The sequence below is a fragment of the Campylobacter sp. CFSAN093246 genome, assembly GCF_012889415.1.
GTDB lineage: Bacteria > Campylobacterota > Campylobacteria > Campylobacterales > Campylobacteraceae > Campylobacter_D > Campylobacter_D jejuni.
In genome coordinates this window covers 793,441-811,084 of sequence record NZ_CP040613.1, presented here as the reverse complement: position 1 = coordinate 811,084, position 17,644 = coordinate 793,441, and the positions used below count along the sequence as shown (strand labels likewise).

The window sequence follows — 17,644 nt, the reverse complement described above, 5'->3', positions numbered from 1 at the left end:
TAAAATAAAAATATTCTTAAAAATTTTATAACTAAGAATATTTACTTTAACTAAAAATCAAGAATAGGGGATTAAAAAATTTAATGCACAAGCTATCATTTTTATATATATCTTGATAATAATATAAAATAATTTAATTTTTAAATATTCTTTATAGTTTTCAAGAAAAGTAAAATATAATTTTAATTTACAAAATAAAATTATCAATTTTTTACATTATATTTTGTGGATAAGTTTATTTCATTCAAAAGGTAAAATCATAAAAGTATGTAAAAATAGTAGCTTAATCTATATCAAAGTAGAATAATCTAGGTGTATATAAAAAAGTTTGAAAATTACAGTTTTCAATACAAAATTATAAATTTTATATATTTTTACCTTTTATCATATCTTTTTATGATTGATATAAGATTTATTTAATAAAAATATTTTAATCTTTTTGCCTTGCATATAAAAACAAACTTTTTCCTAAAAAAGCTTTTTTTTACTAAGTTAATACTAAAATACCTTTTCTAGTTAAAAAGCTAAAATTTTAGATTTAGGAAAAGTTTTTATGAAATACCCTTTAGATTGTGAAGAAAATTTTGAAAAATCATTCTTATTTTGGTTAGCAAAATATGTAAAATTTAAACTCAACTCACTATCTAACAAAGAGTTAAAAAATCCACAAGCTTTAGCAGAAGTTAATTTTGCTCTTACAAAAGGTGTAAAAAATATTGATGAACTTGACGCTCTAGCAAAAAAAGCAAGAAATGCTGGTTTAAGTGGAGTTAATACTTATTTTAATCCTTTAAAAAAAGTATTTGAATATTTAAATTTTTATAAGCTTTACTCTTTAAAACAGATTGATGAAGAACTTATTGTAGAAGTTTTAGCAAGTATAACAGGTGCTTTATCAGATGCAAGTAAAAAAAATTACCGTATTGCTGTGATTAATTTTTTTGATTTTTTAGACAAGCAAAACGAAGAAGATGAAAAAGCGCATATTTTCGATATCAATCTTAAAAACTGGGCAGGTATAGCGGGTTCTAAAGGGGTGAAATTACCTGAATTTATGAGTGAAGAAGAGCTTAAAAAATTTCTTGATGCTATTGAAAATGCAGATTTTAAAAACAATACCATACGCAATAAACTTATTATTAAAATCATCATTTTTACAGGCATACGGGTAAGCGAAGCTATCAATATCAAAATGGGTGATATTAGCGAAGAAAACGATCTTTATATCATAAGAATAAGAGCTAAAGGCAATAAATATCGTGTTGTAATGATAAAAAAAGAACTTATTTACGATTTGCTTAAAAATGTAAGTATTAATTATATGAGTAAAGACGCCCTACTTTTTGTCAATAAAAAAGGCACTCCACTGACTCAATCTTATGTCAGTCGCATAGTAGAACAGCTTTTATTTCGTGCAGGAATTCGCAAACAAAAAAATGGTGCTCATATGTTGCGTCATACTTTTGCCACCCTGCTTTATAAAAAGCAAAAAGATTTAGTTTTAGTTCAAGAAGCTTTAGGGCATGCGAGTTTAAATACCTCAAGAATTTACACTCATTTTGATAATGATAAATTAAAACTTGCCGCACAGGTTGCAAAGGAATTAAGTGACTCTTGAAAACTATGCTGTTTTTGGTAAATATTTTTACCATGATTTAAAACACACTTTAAAAGCCTTTAACCACAAAGAAAGTAAAAAATGCTTTAAATTTATAGAAAAATATAAAAATGATTTTTATATTTTAATGCTTACTGATTATGAACTATATAGATATTTTCAAGATAAAAATTTCACAAGCAAAAAGGCTTATTTGTCTGTATTTGCTTTTAAAAAAAGAAAAAAATTTCAAAAAGAAGATATTGATGAAGAAAAATTTATTCCTGAATTTATAAATTTTTTAGATCAAGATGATTACAAAGAAAATTTCATCAAGGTTAAAGAGGCAATCTCCAAAGGAAGAGTTTATCAAATCAACCTCACTCAAAATTTTAAATTTCATAGCAAAATGGATTCTTTTGAACTTTTTAAACTTTTACTTTCTAGACAAGATACTGAATTTAAAGCTTTTATAAAAGATGAAACAAGAGAAATTTTGTCCTTCTCACCTGAACTTTTCTTCAAGACCAAAAAAAGAAAAATATTTACAAAACCTATGAAAGGCACAATTAAGCGTGATAAAGATCCTATAAAAGATGAAGAAAATAAAATTTTCTTGCAAAATGATACAAAAAATCTGAGTGAAAATGTTATGATTTGTGATCTTTTACGCAACGATCTTTCAAAAATCATCACAAAAAAAAGCTTAAAAACCAAACTTTTTGAAATTCAAAGTCACCCTACTTTACATCAAATGACTTCAAGCGTACAAGGAAAACTTAAAAAAAATATTTCTTTATATCAAATTTTTAAAGCTCTCTTTCCTTGTGGTTCTATTACAGGTGCTCCAAAGCTTGAAAGTATTAAATTTATTGAAGAATTAGAACAAAGAGATCGTGGTATTTACTGCGGAACTATAGGTTTAATACGCAAAAATAAAAATAAATTTAGCGTAGCCATACGCACCTTAGAAAAACAAGATGAAATTTATACTTATAGCACGGGTAGCGGCTTGGTTTGGGACTCAAAATTTAAAGATGAATTTGAAGAATTAAAACTTAAAAGTGCAATCTTAAATCCTTGTGATTTTCATCTTTTTGAAACCATGTATTTTAAAAATTCTCAAATTTTATTTTTAAAAGAACATTTATTAAGGCTTATAAATTCAGCTCTTAAATTTAATTTTAACACTCACAAGCTCTTTAAAGATTTTTATAATGTTTTAAATCAAAAAAGTTCTTATAAAAAATATCAAAATTTTACACTTTTTAAACTCGATGAAAAAATTTTCCACAAAAAACACTCTTTATTTTATAATTTTCCCCTACCCTTTAAAAATCCACATAAAGAAGGAATTTTAAAGCTTATTTTATACAAAGACGGAAGATACGAATTTCAACAAAGTGCCTTAAAGCAAAATTCAAACGATATTTTGCTTTTAAGTGATGATAAAATTAACTCAAAAAGTGACAATCTCTATCACAAAAGCTCTTTGCGTACTTTTTATAATCAACACTCATACAAATGGCAGCAAAACTTGTGTTATGACATAGCTTTTTTTAACGAAAAAGATGAACTTTGCGAAGGCTCAAGAACCAATCTCATCTTAGAAAAAAACTCTCAATTTTATACTCCACAAATTCAAAGCGGTATGTTAAATGGAGTATATAGAAATTTCTTAATCAATCTTGGCTTGATAAAAGAAAAAGCATTATTTAAACAAGATTTATTTGAAGCAGAAAATATTTATTGTATTAATTCCGTGCGTGGTTTAAAAAAGGTAAAATTACAATGAAGAAAATTTTATTTATAGATAATTATGATTCTTTTAGTTATACCATCATCTATTATCTTAAAGAACTTGGTTTTGAATGTAAAGTGATAAAAAACGATGCCTTTAAAAAAGCTAAAGAATTAGAAAAATTTGATTTCACTTATCTTATCATCTCTCCTGGCCCTCATTCTCCTAAGGAATCTAAATTAAGCTTAAAAGCAATCAAATATTTTAAAAAAAATAAAAAAATTTTAGGTATATGTTTAGGACATCAGTGTATAGCTGAAATTTTTGGCGGTAGGGTTTCTAAAATGCAAAATCCCATGCATGGTAAAATTTCTAAACTTTATTTTAAAAAAGATCCTATTTTTAAGGGTATTAAAAAAGAAATTGAAATTTGCTTATATCATTCTTTACACATTAGTTCCATGCCTGAAAAATGCAAAATTTTAGCTCATAATTCAGAAAATATTATTATGGCAATTAAACATAAAAAATATCCTATTTATGGATTGCAATTTCACCCCGAAGCGGTTTTAACTCAAAAAGGCAAAAAAATACTTAAAAACTTTATGAAACTTTAGTCTTTTTTGCATTTAAAATAACACTCAATATAATCAAAACAAAAGCAAAAATATCAAGCAAGCTATAACGGGTTTTTAAAAATAAAAAACTCATCAAAGCAGCTGCTACAGGCTCTATAGAGGCAATCATACTAGCCCTTAGAGCACCTATATATTCCACTCCTTTTAAATACAAACAAAAAGCCCCTATAGTTCCGATAAAGACAATCCCGCCCATAGAAAAAAATGCTTTTAAGTTAAAAGCATAGTGAATTAAACCCTTATCAAATTGCAAGATTAATAAAAATACAAAAGAAGCAAAAAGACTCGCCCAACCCATTATCCAAAAAAGACCATATTTTAATATCACTTCTCTAGCACTTAAAGAATAAAAAGCAACTCCAAAAGCTCCTATAACAGCCCAAAAAATACCCCAATAATTTAAAACCACCGCTTCAATATCTCCTTTAGTTGCAAGCAAAAACAAAGCAAAAATAATCAAAATCAAAGCAAAAATTTCTATCAATTTAGGAAATTTTTTATTTTTAAAGCACAAATAAAGCATTATAATCAAAGGTGCACAATATTGTATCATTGTTGCAGTTCCAGCATCGGTATAATAAATAGCCTTAAAATAACCAAATTGTGTTAGTAAAAGCCCAAAAAATCCAAACATACAAATACTTAAGCTTTCTTTTAAATTTGTAAAAACTAAAATCTTTTGAGCTTTAAAACTTAAAAAAATCAAAATCAACCCTGTAGATAAAAGCCTATAAAAACAAACCCAATCTACGCTATAATTATTTTTAAAAAGGTATTCAGCTAAAACACCGCTAATAGCCCAAAAAATACCTCCCAAAAGAACTAAAAATACGCCCATTGCAAACCTTAATAAAAATTATTTTAAATTATAGTATATTTTTTTAAAATAATGTCGATTTAGTGTAATATATATTATAAATTAAGGAGAAAATATGCAAATTAACAATTCCTTAAATAGCTTAAGTCAATATGTTAAAGTCAACTCAAACGAAGAAAATCAAAACTCTAAAAATCAAGAACAAAACGCTTTAGCGCAAGATCCAGCTGTAGAGGTAAATATCAGCAAAGAAGCCAAAGAAAAATCAAATACTTCTAATCAAAACAATTCTCAAGCTCCAGCTCAAGCTTTAAACGCACAAAACAACACGCAACAAGATAGTAGCAGCAATAGTGAAGATAAACTTACAGAATTAACACAAAAGCTTGTAGAAATTCAAGCAAAAATTGTTGAACTAACTGCGAAAATGTCTAAAGCTAATGAGGATCAAATCAAAAGTATTGAAAGTCAAATAGCAACATTAAATGCCCAAGCTTCAACTATTCAAGCTCAAATTCAAGAACTCCAAAGCCAACAAGCTTGATTATATTTTTTCAAAAGTTTAAGAATGCTATAATGGTGCATTTTTAAACTTTTTCAAGGAAAAATATGACTTATCTAGAAATCGAAGGCACAAATCATCTAAGCGGAAATGTTGCAATAAGCGGGGCAAAAAATGCCGCCCTACCCTTGATCGTTTCAAGCATACTTGCTAAAAACGAAGTAAAAATCAACAATGTTCCTAATGTTGCTGATATAAAAACTCTTATATCTTTGCTAGAAAATTTAGGAGCTAAAGTCAATTTTCAAAACAATAGTGCTTTATTAAACACAAACACTCTTAATCAAACCATAGCTAAATATGACATTGTGCGTAAAATGCGTGCTTCTATACTTACTCTAGGGCCTTTGCTTGCTCGTTTTGGGCATTGTGAAGTATCTTTGCCTGGTGGATGTGCCATAGGACAAAGACCTATTGATTTACATCTTTTAGCCTTAGAAAAAATGGGGGCAAATATACAAATCAAACAAGGCTATGTCGTAGCTAGTGGAAATTTAAAAGGCAATGAAATTCTTTTTGATAAAATCACGGTTACAGGTAGTGAAAACATCATCATGGCAGCAGCTCTAGCTAAAGGTAAAACCAAACTCTTAAATGTTGCAAAAGAACCCGAAGTAGTTCAACTTTGCGAAGTTTTAAAAGACGCAGGACTTGAAATCAAAGGCATAGGTACAGATGAACTTGAAATTTATGGTAGTGATGGAGAACTTTTAGAATTTAAAGAATTTAGCGTTATACCTGATAGAATTGAGGCAGGAACTTATCTTTGTGCAGGGGCTATTACAAATTCTAAAATTACTTTAGATAACGTTAACGCCACTCATCTTAGTGCAGTTTTAGCAAAACTTCATCAAATGGGTTTTGAAACTTTGATTGCAGAAGATAGTATCGCCCTACTTCCTGCTAAAGAAATTAAACCTGTAGAAATCATGACAAGTGAATATCCAGGCTTTCCAACCGATATGCAAGCGCAGTTTATGGCACTAGCTTTAAAAGCTAATGGAACTAGTATTATTGATGAAAGACTATTTGAAAATCGTTTCATGCATGTAAGTGAACTTTTAAGAATGGGTGCGGATATTAAACTCAATGGTCATATTGCTACCATAGTAGGCGGAAAAGAACTTAACGCTGCTGATGTCATGGCTACAGATTTGCGCGCTTCTTCAGCCCTTATCTTAGCAGCTCTTGCAGCTAAAGGTACAAGCAAAGTCCATAGAATTTACCATCTTGATAGGGGTTATGAAAATTTAGAAGAAAAATTTAAAGATTTGGGTGTGAAAATCACAAGGCTTGAAGAATGAAAAATATCTTTGAAACCTTAAAAGACTTAGAAAATCAAATTTCATGTTTAGATGAAAGTGAGCTTATTAGCCTTGAAAAAGCAAAGGATAGAATTTTAGCTAAAGATTTATACGCTAGAAAAAATCTACCTAGTTTTGACAATGCTGCTCTTGATGGCTATGCTTTTAATTATACTGATATCAATGAGGCTTTGGAGATTAAAGGGACTATTTTTGCAGGAGATAAAAATTTTTATACAGTTGCTAAGAATGAATGCTATAAAATCATGACAGGGGCTAAAATGCCCAAAAATGCTGATACTATCTTAATGTTAGAAGATGAGTATATAGAAGAAAATAAACTCATCATTAAAAAAACCCCTAAACAATACAATGCCTATCGCTACAAAGGCGAAGAATTAAAAAAAGGCGAACTTTTGCTTCAAAAAGGCACTAAACTTAATGATAAACATATCGCCCTACTTGCTTCTCAAGGGCTTTATAAAATAGAAGTCATAAGAAAAATTCGCATAGGCATTTTTTCAAGCGGAAATGAACTTAAAGAACCTTGGCAAGAATGCGATGAAGAAAGTATTTATAATGCCAATGCTTTACCTTTGCTAACCATGTTTCAAAATGCTTCTTATTTAGGTATTATCAAAGATAATTTTAAAAGCACTAAAGAGGCTTTAGAAAATACAAATTTTGATCTTTTAATCACTTCAGGAGGTGCAAGCGTTGGCGAGGCTGATTTTATGGAAAAAGCTTTAGATGAATTAGGCTTTACTCCACTTTTTAAAGGTTTAAAAGCACGCCCTGCAAGACCTACTAAGCTTTATAGAAAAGGTGAAAATTTCGTATTAATTTTACCAGGAAATCCTATGGCAGCTTATCTTTCTTGTTTTATTTTTGCTAAAAAAATCATTAATTTATTAAGTGGAAACCTAGACAATCCTTTAACATTTTATGGCAAAATGGGTATGGATTTAAAGCTTAAAAGCGGAAGAAATAATCTCATCTTAGGAAATTTAGAAAAAGATATTTTTACACCATTTAATGAAAATAAATTTGGATCTGGTATGATACTTCCACTTATTAAAAGTGAATTTTTACTTATAAGTGAAGAAAATATAAGCGAATTAAAAAAAGGTGATAAAATCACGCTTTTAAAAATATAATGTTTGTGTTTTTCACAAACATTAGCTTAATTTATCCTCATCATCATGATCATGGATATATTGTTCATCATTTTCCAAGGTATCAACAAAACGCCCTATCCTTTCCCAGCGAACATTTTTATCTTTATCCCAAGAGAAATATACAAACCAAGGTTTACCTACTATCAACCTATAAGGAACAGAACCCCAAAAACGACTATCATAAGAATAATCGCGATTATCACCCATCATGAAATACTCATTTTCAGGCACATCAAAAACATAAGCATTTCCGCCGCTAAAACCTATATGATTTCCAAGTTCTTTAATATAAGTTGGAGACATAGCAAAATCACCTATGCTAAGAAAGCGTAAAATATCGCTTTCTATATCTTTTTTTGGATCATAATGAATACCTTTTTGTTTATAAGGTTCTTTTACATAAATTTGCCCTCCAAGAGTAACAAGATCATTCGGATAATGTTCTTTCATAAATTCATCACCCTCATGCATTCTTACATAAAGTGTTTTATTTGCATAAACTATCCTATCTCCTCCTGTGCCTACACAACGCTTTACAAAGTGTTCTTTTTCATTTCTAGGATTTCTAAAAACAACTATATCTCCTCTTTGTGACCCTTGTGCTTTTATCAAATGCCCATCTTTATTGAAATCTGGCAAAACAGGAATTTCCAACCAAGGAATATGAGGAGTTGGGATACCATAGCTAAATTTTTTAACAAATAAAAAATCCCCTACCAATAAGGTGTTTTTCATAGAACCAGAAGGAATAACAAAAGCTTGTATAAAGAAAAAAATCACCAAAAGAACAATAACTACAGTTCCAGTCCAAGACTGTGAAAATTTATATAATTTCTTTAAAATTTCCATAGATTTTCCCTAATTAAGTCTATTTTTAGCAGATTTAACTGTGTTTTCTAAAAGCATGGCTATAGTCATAGGACCTACTCCACCTGGAACAGGAGTTATATAACTAGATTTTTTAGATACCTCTTCAAAATCCACGTCTCCAACTATCTTTCCACTTTCAAGACGATTGATTCCAACATCAATAACAATCACTCCTTCTTTTACCATATCCGATCGAAGTAAATTCACACAACCTGCTGCTACTATAATCAAATCAGCTTGCCTAGTATAAAGGCTCAAATCTTTGGTTTTAATATGACAAACGCTTACTGTAGCTCCAGCGTTTAAAAGCATAGTAGCCATAGGACGACCTACTATATTTGAAGCACCTATAATAACAGCGTCTTTTCCTTCTAAATCAATTTCATAAGCCTTCAAAAGCTTCATAACTCCAAGTGGAGTACAAGGCAAAAACCCACTTTCTAAGCCTAAATTTAAATATCCTACATTAATAGGATGAAAGCCATCAACATCTTTACTACTTATAATACTTTCAAGTATTAAATCTTTACAAATATGATCAGGTAAGGGAAGCTGAACCAAAATTCCATGAACACTATCATCGTGATTTAAGGTATTAATCAATGCCAAAAGTTCATTTTGTGTAGTATTTTCATTAAGATGATAAACTAAAGATTTAATTCCACATTCTTCACAGGCTTTAGCCTTAGATTTTACATAAGTTTGACTTGCAGGATTATCTCCAACCAAGATAACAGCTAAACAGCTTTCAATCCCTTTGCTTTTCAAAAATTGATTTTTTTCTTTTAATTCTTCTTTGATTTTTGCGCTTAAAGCTTTACCATCAAGCAAAGTCATTATTTTCCTTCTATAAATTTAATCACTTTTTTAAAGTAAAAATTGTATCATATTAAAACTTCATTAACAAGGTGAAACTTTGAAAATTGTTTTAATGTTTTTTTTATTTAGTATCAGTCTTTTTGGTGCTGATTTTATCACTCTTAAAGAATACTCTAAAATGCTTTATGAAAATCCAAGGGGCATTAGTTGTAAAGAATGTCATGGAACAGATGGAAGCGAACAAATTTTAGGATATTATATGAAAAATGGTATTAAAACAGCTTATAAAGTTCCAAGTATACAAAATCTTAGTTTTGAGAATTTTAAAAATTCTCTTAATCAGAGTAAAGACGCAAAATCAATCATGCCAAATTACTCTTTAACAAATGATGAAATTGTAACTTTATATAATTACATCAAGCAATTTAGCAAGGAAGAAAAATGACAAACAAAAAAGCTTTTAAAGAAGCGTGTAAATTCATCGCAGGTGGTGTAAATTCTCCAGTTCGTGCTTTTGCAAATGTTCAAAGTGAGCCAAAATTTATTTCTCATGGAAAAGGTGCTTATATTTTCGATATAGATGGAAATTCTTATATAGACTATGTTCAAAGCTGGGGGCCTTTACTTTTTGGACATTGCGATAAAGATATACAAAAAGCTTGTCAAAAAGCACTTCATAAAGGTTCAAGTTTTGGAGCTCCAACTTTATTAGAAACTGAACTTGCCAAGCTTGTTTTATCTGATTTTCCTCATTTAGAAAAGATCCGCTTTGTAAGCAGTGGAACAGAAGCAACCATGAGTGCTATTCGTCTTGCCCGTGGTTTTACTAAAAAAGATAAAATTTTAAAATTTGAAGGATGTTATCACGGGCATTCTGATTCATTATTAGTGAGTGCAGGAAGTGGTGCTGCTACTTTTAACTCTCCTAGTTCTTTGGGTGTTTTAGAAGATGTAGCTAAACACACTTTAGTAGCTAAATATAATGATATAAATAGCGTTAAAGAGCTTTTTGAAAAAAATAAAGATATTGCATGTGTTATCATTGAGCCTATTGCTGGAAATATGGGGTTAGTTCCAGCTAAACAAGATTTTTTAGAAGAACTCGCTAAGATCTGTAAAAACAATCAAACTCTGCTGATTTTTGATGAAGTAATGAGTGGATATAGAGCATCTTACCTTGGTTCCTATGGAATCAATCATATCCAAGCAGATATAATTACTTTTGGTAAGGTAATAGGAGGCGGTCTACCTGCAGCAGCATTTGCTTCTAGAGCTGAAATTATGGATATTTTAAGTCCTTTGGGTGGAGTTTATCAAGCAGGAACTTTAAGTGGAAATCCTTTAGCAATGGCTGCAGGTATAGCAAGTCTTACAAAAGCCAAAAAGAAAACCAAGCTTTATGACAAACTTGGAAAATTAGCAAAAAAACTTACCCAAGGAATGAAAAAATTAGCAGATGAAAAAGGACTTCCACTGCAAGTTTGTCATGTAGGTTCTATGTTTGGATACTTTTTCACCAAAGATCCTGTATCAAACTACCAAGATGCATTAAAATCCGATCTAGCATTATTTTCAAAATTTCACAAAAATATGCTTGAAAATGGAATTTATTTAGCACCTTCTCAATTTGAAACAGGCTTTATATGTTCAAAAATGGATGATAAAATTATAGATACAACACTAGAGGCTGTTAGGGAAAGCTTTAAAAGAATATGAGCAATATTTTAAAAGAAGAAAAAAATCACTTAGAAAATTCCAACAGCAAAAGACAAAAAATCATTCGCAAAACTCTTGAAGCTGCGGATGGTTTAAGTCTTGGTATCTCTATGGTTGTTGCTGTATTTATAGGTGTGGGAATAGGATATTTACTTAAAAAATTTACTCCTTATCCTTGGCTTTTTTGGCTTGGAGTTTTTTGGGGGATCAGTGCTGCTATACTTAATGTTTACAAAGCTTATAAAATTCAAGTAAAAAGCTATGAAGAATTTAAAGAAAGAGATGAGTTGATCAAAGAAAAAATTCAAAAAGAAAAGAACAAATAATGGAACATAAAAAAGCTCTATTTTGTATTTTTGCCATTATTCATTTATTTTTTTGGATCATATTTTCATCGTTAAATCATTTTAAATTAGATACATTTTTAAGCTATGAAATAGCTTTTTTTAGTGTTTTATTGATTATTTTTGCTTCTTATTTAAATTATAAAAAAGTCATTATAAAAAAATCAAAAAATTATGAAAAAGATTTTAATTTCATTTCATCACTTTTTATCAAAAAAAAACAAAATTTATCAAAAATTATTCATTTTAAAGTTCTAAAAGACGATTTAAAGCCAAATGTTAAAGAGAAAATCCATTTTTTTGCTATGTTTTTTACTCTCTTTAAATTGATGGCTTATGTAGTATTGGTTGCTGGATTTTTATTTTTACATCGCCAAGATAAATTAGATATCTTTGCTTATATTTGTGGAATTTCATCCTTGCTAGTTTGTGTGTTTATTTTTATTTTATATATAAAAAAGTATGAGTCCAAAAAAAATTATTAAATCAATGACAGCACTTTTTGCTGGTATGGCATTTTTATTTGCAGGTAATGCTTTGATAGTAAGCTCTATAGGTGTTATATTAAAAGAAAACGGAGAAAGTTCTTTAGCTGTTGGAGTAGTAAGTTCTTGTTTTTTTGTAGGCGCTCTTATTGGAACCATCAGTGCTCATAAAATTATTTCTCGTATAGGTCATATACGCTCTTTTGGGCTATTTGGTGCTATTTTTGGAATTTCAGCTATGCTTCATACAGTAAGCGAAAATCTTATTTTTTGGGCTGTTTTAAGATTTTTCATAGGAATTTGCTACTATGGACTTTTAATGGTCATAGAATCATGGCTTAATGAAAAAAGCAAAAATGCCATTCGATCTAGAATTTTAGGTTTTTATGAAATTGTTTTTTATCTTGCGTTTGGTATTGGAGTTTTAATCATAGCGTTAAATTTAAGCAAACATAGTGTATTTATCCTCAGTGCAACTTTAATTTTACTTTCATCTTTACCTTTAAATCTAATTAAAATCAAAGAACCTGTTTTACCCGCATCAAGTCCTATTTCTATACCTAAAATTTTTGATATAGCTCCTTTAGCTATCGTCACAAGCTTTATAGCCGGAATGCTTATAAATGGCTTTTTTTCTATGGCATCTTTATTTATACTTTTGCAAGGTTTTGATACAAAAGCGGTTTCTTATTTTATATTTTGTGGGGTTTTAGGTGGTTTTATTGCACAAACCATCATAGGAACTATTTCAGACAAACTTGGTCGCAAATTTGCCATTATCACTTGTGCAAGTATAGGATTTATCACTATGCTTATATTTATCTTTTTTAAACTTCATTTATATATGCAATATTTTTTAGGAATTACTCTTGGTATAGGAATATTTTGCTTATATGCTTTAGCACTTGCTAGAGCAAATGATGTTTTAGTAAGCAAAAATAAAGGTGTAGAGTTAGGTCGTGGGGTTCTTTTTTGTTATTCTTTGGGCTCTTTGTTTGGCCCTTTAATTTTAGGTTTTTTAATGCAATATTTTGAAATCAAAGGTTTTATATGGTTTTATATAGTTTCTTTAGCATTTTTAATTCTTTTTGCTATCAATAAACCAAATATTTTAAATAAAAAATTTAAGAAAAAGCCTGGAAATATGGTGATATTTGATGATTAATACTCAACTAGCAAGTCAAATTGCCAATACGCAAAAAAATGATTTAAAAGTAGATAACTCTGCTTCAAAAGATAAAACAAATTTAAAAGACAATCCAAAAGAAGCACTTGCACAAGCTTTAAAGCAAAATTTAGGTTTAAGCAAGGACGCTAGTAGTGAGGAAATACTAGCAAAATTTGTTCAAAATGAAACAGGTACCAAATTAAAAGAACTTGTTAATAAACTTTTAGATCAAATCAATGCTCAAAAAAATCCCGATTCCCCTGTACTTAAACAAGGAAAAAATTTAAATTTAGCTCCTAATTTTGCTAATGAATTAAAAATCTTAAGTACAGAACTTGCAAAAAGTGATACTTTTACACAAGTTTTAGACAGATTAAATCAAATTTTAAAACCTGCCAGTGAAATAAAAAACAATAACTTAGCTCCTTTGTTTAAAAATTCAGGCGTATTTTTAGAAGCTAAATTAAAAGATGCCCTAAACGAAGAATTACTACCCAAAAGTTTTCACTCTCTTTTAAGTACAATCAAAGGTCTTAGTAGCGAAAAACTAAGCGTTCAGATAGCCCAGCTTGCAAATACAAATTTAAGCCCAAAAGACACTTTAAAAGAATTAAAAAATATTATTAATTCTAGCAAAAATGAAAATAAGCAAATTTTAAATCAAAGTTCTTTTAAAGCACTTTTAAATTTAAGTTCTAAATTGGAAAATTTTAAAAATTATATAAGTAAAAATCCCAGTCATGCTCAAGAAAAAATCACCCCTATAGCTAATAAAATTTTAAAAGAATTAAATTCCATCAAAAATGATTTTTTCAAAGCTCTTAATAAGCCAGAAAATTTAATGATAAAAGATCCAAACATCCTTAAGCAAACTGCTACCGCCTTTGAAAAACTTGAAAATACTTTAAAAAATATACTAGGCAATCAAGCTTCTAAAATACAAGATAAAGAAAATATTTTAGAAAATCTTTTAAGTAACAAAGAAAATATCAAAGAAGAAAAACTTAATCATAACACAAAAAACCAAGATGAAGAAAAATATATAAAAGTATCAAAAGAAGATGAAAATTTAGATTCTGGTATAAAAACCCATGAAGAAGATACCCAAGATACAAAAAATGATATTCAAAATAATGAAACAGAAAATAAGCCAGACAATGATATAAAAAATTCTACTCCAAACCAAGAAAAAATTAAAGATGAAAAACAAGAAAAATCAAAAGAAAATATCAAAGAAAATCCAAAATTTTATGAAACAAAAACAGAAAACAAAACTTCAATCAATACAAATACCAACACTTCAAATCCTAACACAAACAATACGCAAAATTTAAATAATACTCAAAATATTCAATCTAACAATAACCAAACTATGCAAAATATTTTTAAAAATCAGGAATTTATAAAACAAAATATTGTAAAAAATTTAGCATTTAATGTAGAAAATTTAGATCTAGAACAAGTGCAAGATTTAAGTAAAAATTTAAGCAATCTTTCTCGTAGACTTAATGAAAGCTTAAAAGAACTTGAACCCTATACTCAAAATGCCAAGCTTAATCAAGCAGAACTTAAAAATCTCGAACACAAACTCAATCTTTCTATCAAAGATCTAGCGCAAATTAAACCAAAAACAGAACAAGATATAGCTGAATCTTTACATCATGATGTAAAATCAACACTTTTGCAAATTTCAAATTTAGCTAAAAATGAAGGCAATGAAGCTGTATACAATCAAGCTAATCGTCTTTTAGCGCAAATTGAAATCAATCAGCTTATGTCTTTAGCTAATGATTCTATCAATACTTATCTGCCTTTTTCTTGGGATGATTTAAATGATTCTAAAATTATGTTTAGACGCGGAAAAAAGGACAAATTTTTTGCTCAGATTAAACTCGAATTTGCAAAACTTGGGGATTTAGAAATTCTTATTTCTTTAAATAATGAAAAATATATAGATATTAATATTATGGCAGAAAATATTGAATTTAGAAAAACCATCTATGAAAATGCCCATGAGCTTAAAAGAAATATCAATAAAGCAGGACTTTTAAGTGCAAATTTCTTTGTAGGTGATATCATAAGAAGTAAATTTGATACTAGAAATATGAAAAATTTAGATCTTGAAATGGGTATGGATAAAAAAGTATGAGCAAAATCAAAAGATCGATTAAAAAAGCTGTAGCTCTAGGCTATCAAAAAGAAAAAAACTCTGCACCAAAAGTGCTTGCAAGTGGCAAAGGAGAAAGTGCTGCTAAAATTATTTCTTTAGCCAAGGAACACGGAGTTCCTATTAAAGAAGATGAAGATTTAATAGAAATTTTAAGCAAGCTTGACTTAGGTGATGAAATTCCACCTAATATGTATAAAGCTGTAGCTGAAGTTTTTGCCTTTATCTATCAAATGGCAAATAAAACTCCTAAAAACTAATCCGCTATTTTTTCTCCAAATTTAATACCCTGCCCTACTTTTAAATTAAAAGTTAAAAGTCCTTTTTGAGAGATTAAAACTATAGTAGAACCTAGCTCAAAATTTCCTAGTTCTTCGCCTTTTTTGAAATTTAAATTTTCATATTTTCTAGTAAAATTATGAGAAATTTTAGCATTGGTTTGTATGCTTGCATCAAAATTAAAACGCATTTTTCCTACATTTTGCGCTCCTACAAAAACAAGCCAAAAAATACCTTTTTCATTTTGACATTTCAAGCTCACTCTTTCATTTTTTACATATAAATTACTAATGCGTTCTAAATGTTTTTCATTTACGCTATAAAGCACTCCACTTGTGTAAGTTGCACTTAAAATTTGCATATCACAAGGGCTGTGATAACGATGATAATCTTTTGGAGAAAGATAAATATTGACATAATCAAGCCCATTTTTAAGTTCATCTTTTTCAAAGCTATCTTTTAAAAGCTCCTCAACGCTATAAGCATGTCCTTTTATAGAAAAAGCAAAATGTTCTTCATTTGCTAAAAAAGTACTTCCACACTCTAAAATTTTACCATCACTTGGACTGATAAAACCTTCTTCAAATTTTCTTGGAATTTGTAAAGTTCTTGTAAAAAGAGCATTTAAACTCTCATATTCACAAGGAGCTTTAAATTCACTCATATTGATATTAAAATACTTAACATAATTTTCATTAATAACTTTTTGTATCATTTTAGGAAATTTAATCCCCGCTACAAAACCAAAAAGTCTCGAACTTTCTTTTGAAAAACTCATTTTTTTCCTTTTAAATTTAAAATCACTATTTCACTCGGAGCAAAAACTCTAAGACTTGGCCCCCAAAATCCTGCTCCACTACTCACATAAAGCTTAGTTTTTTCTCCTAAATCATAAAGCCCATGAACAAAACCTTGCTGAAGTTTAACTAAAAACATAAAAGGGAAAATTTGCCCTCCATGTGTATGCCCACTTAAAACAAGATCAAAATCACTTAAATCATAAAGCAAAGCTGTTTTAGGTTGATGTGTGAGTAAAATACTAGCTTTACTTGTATTTAAATCCACTTTTATTCTTGCTAAATCAGGAGCATATAAACCCCTATCAAGTCCGGCTAAATCTCCAAGTCCAGCAATATTTATAAAACCCAAATCTAAATTTTGATTGACTAAAATTTTCATATTAGTATGTTTTCTAAGTAAATCCAAAACTTCATTGATACCATGATAATACTCATGATTTCCCAAAGCATAAAAAGTTCCGTAAGTGGAGTTAAAATCATTAAGTTTTGAGATGTAATTTTTTAAATCTTTAGGATTAGTATCAATCAGATCCCCTACTATTACAACCATATCAGGACTTTGCAAATTCACTTTAGTGATGAGCTTGTCTAAAAAATTTTCATGCAAATTTTTACCCAAATGTATATCAGTAAGCATGACAATTTTTAAATCTTTTTTAAGATTTGGTATTTCAACATCAACACTCTTTACTTCAGGTGTTTTTAGAGCATTATTTATACTTGCATAAATTAAAAACACACTTAAAACTATAAGAGAAAGTTCAAAAATCAAACGCAAAATAAGATTATATGTTTTATCTCTTTTACCCATAAGAGCTAAAATCAATTTAACAAAATCCCAAGCTAAAGTCATAAAAAACAAACAATAAGTCGGCGCATAAAACATGGCTAAAATTTCATACCAAGTATCACTTAAATATTCATCTCTACGAAATATTAAAAACACAGCTTGAGCTAAAAAAAGCACAATAAAAATAAAGGAAAAAATTTTATAAAAATACTTAAAAAGAGTAATTTTCTTGATTAATCTTTTATAAATATAAACATTTGCTAAGCCAAAAATCAATAACACAATGAAAGAAAAAATTAAAAATATCATAAAAGTATTATAACCAAGTAAAATTAAATATCCGTATAAATTTTTCTGTTATAATAAGCT

The 17,644-nt window shown here is 28.8% G+C and carries 18 protein-coding genes; 13 read left to right on the top strand and 5 right to left on the bottom strand.

Annotated features, from left to right (window positions below):
• Positions 1-553 precede the first annotated feature (553 nt).
• Genes FBE87_RS04225 through FBE87_RS04215 form a run of 3 tightly spaced genes read left to right on the top strand, consistent with a single transcriptional unit; the run spans position 554 to position 3,955 of the window.
• The gene (locus FBE87_RS04225; protein WP_002860519.1) at positions 554-1,618 is read left to right on the top strand and encodes a tyrosine-type recombinase/integrase; all 1,065 of its coding nucleotides are present in this window, start codon (positions 554-556) and stop codon (positions 1,616-1,618) included.
• On the top strand, positions 1,608-3,392 hold the full coding sequence (locus FBE87_RS04220; RefSeq protein ID WP_100621707.1) for a bifunctional anthranilate synthase component I family protein/aminotransferase class IV: 1,785 nt from the start codon (positions 1,608-1,610) through the stop codon (positions 3,390-3,392). The genes FBE87_RS04225 and FBE87_RS04220 overlap by 11 nt, the downstream gene beginning before the upstream one ends.
• Positions 3,389-3,955: an aminodeoxychorismate/anthranilate synthase component II gene (locus tag FBE87_RS04215; protein WP_052803508.1), complete on the top strand. Its 567-nt coding sequence runs from the start codon at positions 3,389-3,391 to the stop codon at positions 3,953-3,955. Before FBE87_RS04220 ends, FBE87_RS04215 begins: the two co-directional genes overlap by 4 nt.
• Here the strand turns inward: FBE87_RS04215 and FBE87_RS04210 are convergent.
• Complete coding sequence (locus FBE87_RS04210; RefSeq protein ID WP_002857188.1) at positions 3,942-4,814, bottom strand: DMT family transporter; 873 nt, start codon at positions 4,812-4,814, stop codon at positions 3,942-3,944. The genes FBE87_RS04215 and FBE87_RS04210 overlap by 14 nt on opposite strands.
• A 94-nt stretch (positions 4,815-4,908) precedes the next feature.
• On the opposite strand from FBE87_RS04210, the gene fspA1 reads away from it, so the two are divergent.
• From fspA1 to FBE87_RS04195, 3 genes are all read left to right on the top strand, one after another.
• Complete coding sequence (gene fspA1, locus FBE87_RS04205) at positions 4,909-5,337, top strand: flagellum-secreted nonflagellar protein FspA1 (protein WP_052803507.1); 429 nt, start codon at positions 4,909-4,911, stop codon at positions 5,335-5,337.
• 65 nt (positions 5,338-5,402) lie between these two features.
• Positions 5,403-6,659: a UDP-N-acetylglucosamine 1-carboxyvinyltransferase gene (gene murA, locus FBE87_RS04200; RefSeq protein ID WP_002852514.1), complete on the top strand. Its 1,257-nt coding sequence runs from the start codon at positions 5,403-5,405 to the stop codon at positions 6,657-6,659.
• A complete protein-coding gene (locus tag FBE87_RS04195; RefSeq protein WP_057096913.1) occupies positions 6,656-7,816 on the top strand; it encodes a molybdopterin molybdotransferase MoeA in 1,161 nt (386 codons plus the stop codon). Before murA ends, FBE87_RS04195 begins: the two co-directional genes overlap by 4 nt.
• A gap of 21 nt (positions 7,817-7,837) precedes the next feature.
• Here FBE87_RS04195 and lepB read toward each other — a convergent pair whose 3' ends face one another.
• Both lepB and folD read right to left on the bottom strand, forming a co-directional pair.
• The gene (gene lepB / locus FBE87_RS04190) at positions 7,838-8,686 is read right to left on the bottom strand and encodes a signal peptidase I (RefSeq protein ID WP_002867474.1); all 849 of its coding nucleotides are present in this window, start codon (positions 8,684-8,686) and stop codon (positions 7,838-7,840) included.
• A gap of 9 nt (positions 8,687-8,695) precedes the next feature.
• Positions 8,696-9,544, bottom strand: a complete 849-nt coding sequence (gene folD, locus FBE87_RS04185) for a bifunctional methylenetetrahydrofolate dehydrogenase/methenyltetrahydrofolate cyclohydrolase FolD (protein ID WP_002859530.1) — start codon at positions 9,542-9,544, stop codon at positions 8,696-8,698.
• A gap of 79 nt (positions 9,545-9,623) precedes the next feature.
• On the opposite strand from folD, the gene FBE87_RS04180 reads away from it, so the two are divergent.
• From FBE87_RS04180 to FBE87_RS04150, 7 genes are read left to right on the top strand one after another with little or no spacing between them, the layout of a single operon-like run.
• Positions 9,624-9,971 carry a hypothetical protein gene (locus tag FBE87_RS04180; RefSeq protein ID WP_002859529.1) on the top strand — a complete coding sequence of 116 codons (348 nt, stop codon included), beginning with the start codon at positions 9,624-9,626 and terminating at the stop codon, positions 9,969-9,971.
• A complete protein-coding gene (hemL, locus tag FBE87_RS04175; protein WP_002860511.1) occupies positions 9,968-11,242 on the top strand; it encodes a glutamate-1-semialdehyde 2,1-aminomutase in 1,275 nt (424 codons plus the stop codon). The genes FBE87_RS04180 and hemL overlap by 4 nt, the downstream gene beginning before the upstream one ends.
• Complete coding sequence (locus FBE87_RS04170) at positions 11,239-11,568, top strand: AtpZ/AtpI family protein (RefSeq protein WP_044258843.1); 330 nt, start codon at positions 11,239-11,241, stop codon at positions 11,566-11,568. The genes hemL and FBE87_RS04170 overlap by 4 nt, the downstream gene beginning before the upstream one ends.
• A complete protein-coding gene (locus FBE87_RS04165; RefSeq protein WP_002868148.1) occupies positions 11,568-12,071 on the top strand; it encodes a membrane protein in 504 nt (167 codons plus the stop codon). The genes FBE87_RS04170 and FBE87_RS04165 overlap by 1 nt, the downstream gene beginning before the upstream one ends.
• Complete coding sequence (locus FBE87_RS04160; protein WP_002859526.1) at positions 12,049-13,236, top strand: MFS transporter; 1,188 nt, start codon at positions 12,049-12,051, stop codon at positions 13,234-13,236. The genes FBE87_RS04165 and FBE87_RS04160 overlap by 23 nt, the downstream gene beginning before the upstream one ends.
• On the top strand, positions 13,229-15,388 hold the full coding sequence (locus tag FBE87_RS04155) for a flagellar hook-length control protein FliK (RefSeq protein WP_168977226.1): 2,160 nt from the start codon (positions 13,229-13,231) through the stop codon (positions 15,386-15,388). The genes FBE87_RS04160 and FBE87_RS04155 overlap by 8 nt, the downstream gene beginning before the upstream one ends.
• Positions 15,385-15,666 carry a FlhB-like flagellar biosynthesis protein gene (locus FBE87_RS04150; protein WP_002852641.1) on the top strand — a complete coding sequence of 94 codons (282 nt, stop codon included), beginning with the start codon at positions 15,385-15,387 and terminating at the stop codon, positions 15,664-15,666. Before FBE87_RS04155 ends, FBE87_RS04150 begins: the two co-directional genes overlap by 4 nt.
• Here FBE87_RS04150 and FBE87_RS04145 read toward each other — a convergent pair.
• Both FBE87_RS04145 and FBE87_RS04140 read right to left on the bottom strand, forming a co-directional pair.
• The gene (locus tag FBE87_RS04145) at positions 15,663-16,463 is read right to left on the bottom strand and encodes a phosphatidylserine decarboxylase (protein WP_002852452.1); all 801 of its coding nucleotides are present in this window, start codon (positions 16,461-16,463) and stop codon (positions 15,663-15,665) included. The two genes, FBE87_RS04150 and FBE87_RS04145, sit on opposite strands and share 4 nt — an antisense overlap.
• On the bottom strand, positions 16,460-17,584 hold the full coding sequence (locus FBE87_RS04140; RefSeq protein WP_002873515.1) for a metallophosphoesterase: 1,125 nt from the start codon (positions 17,582-17,584) through the stop codon (positions 16,460-16,462). Before FBE87_RS04140 ends, FBE87_RS04145 begins: the two co-directional genes overlap by 4 nt.
• Positions 17,585-17,644: the final 60 nt, after the last annotated feature.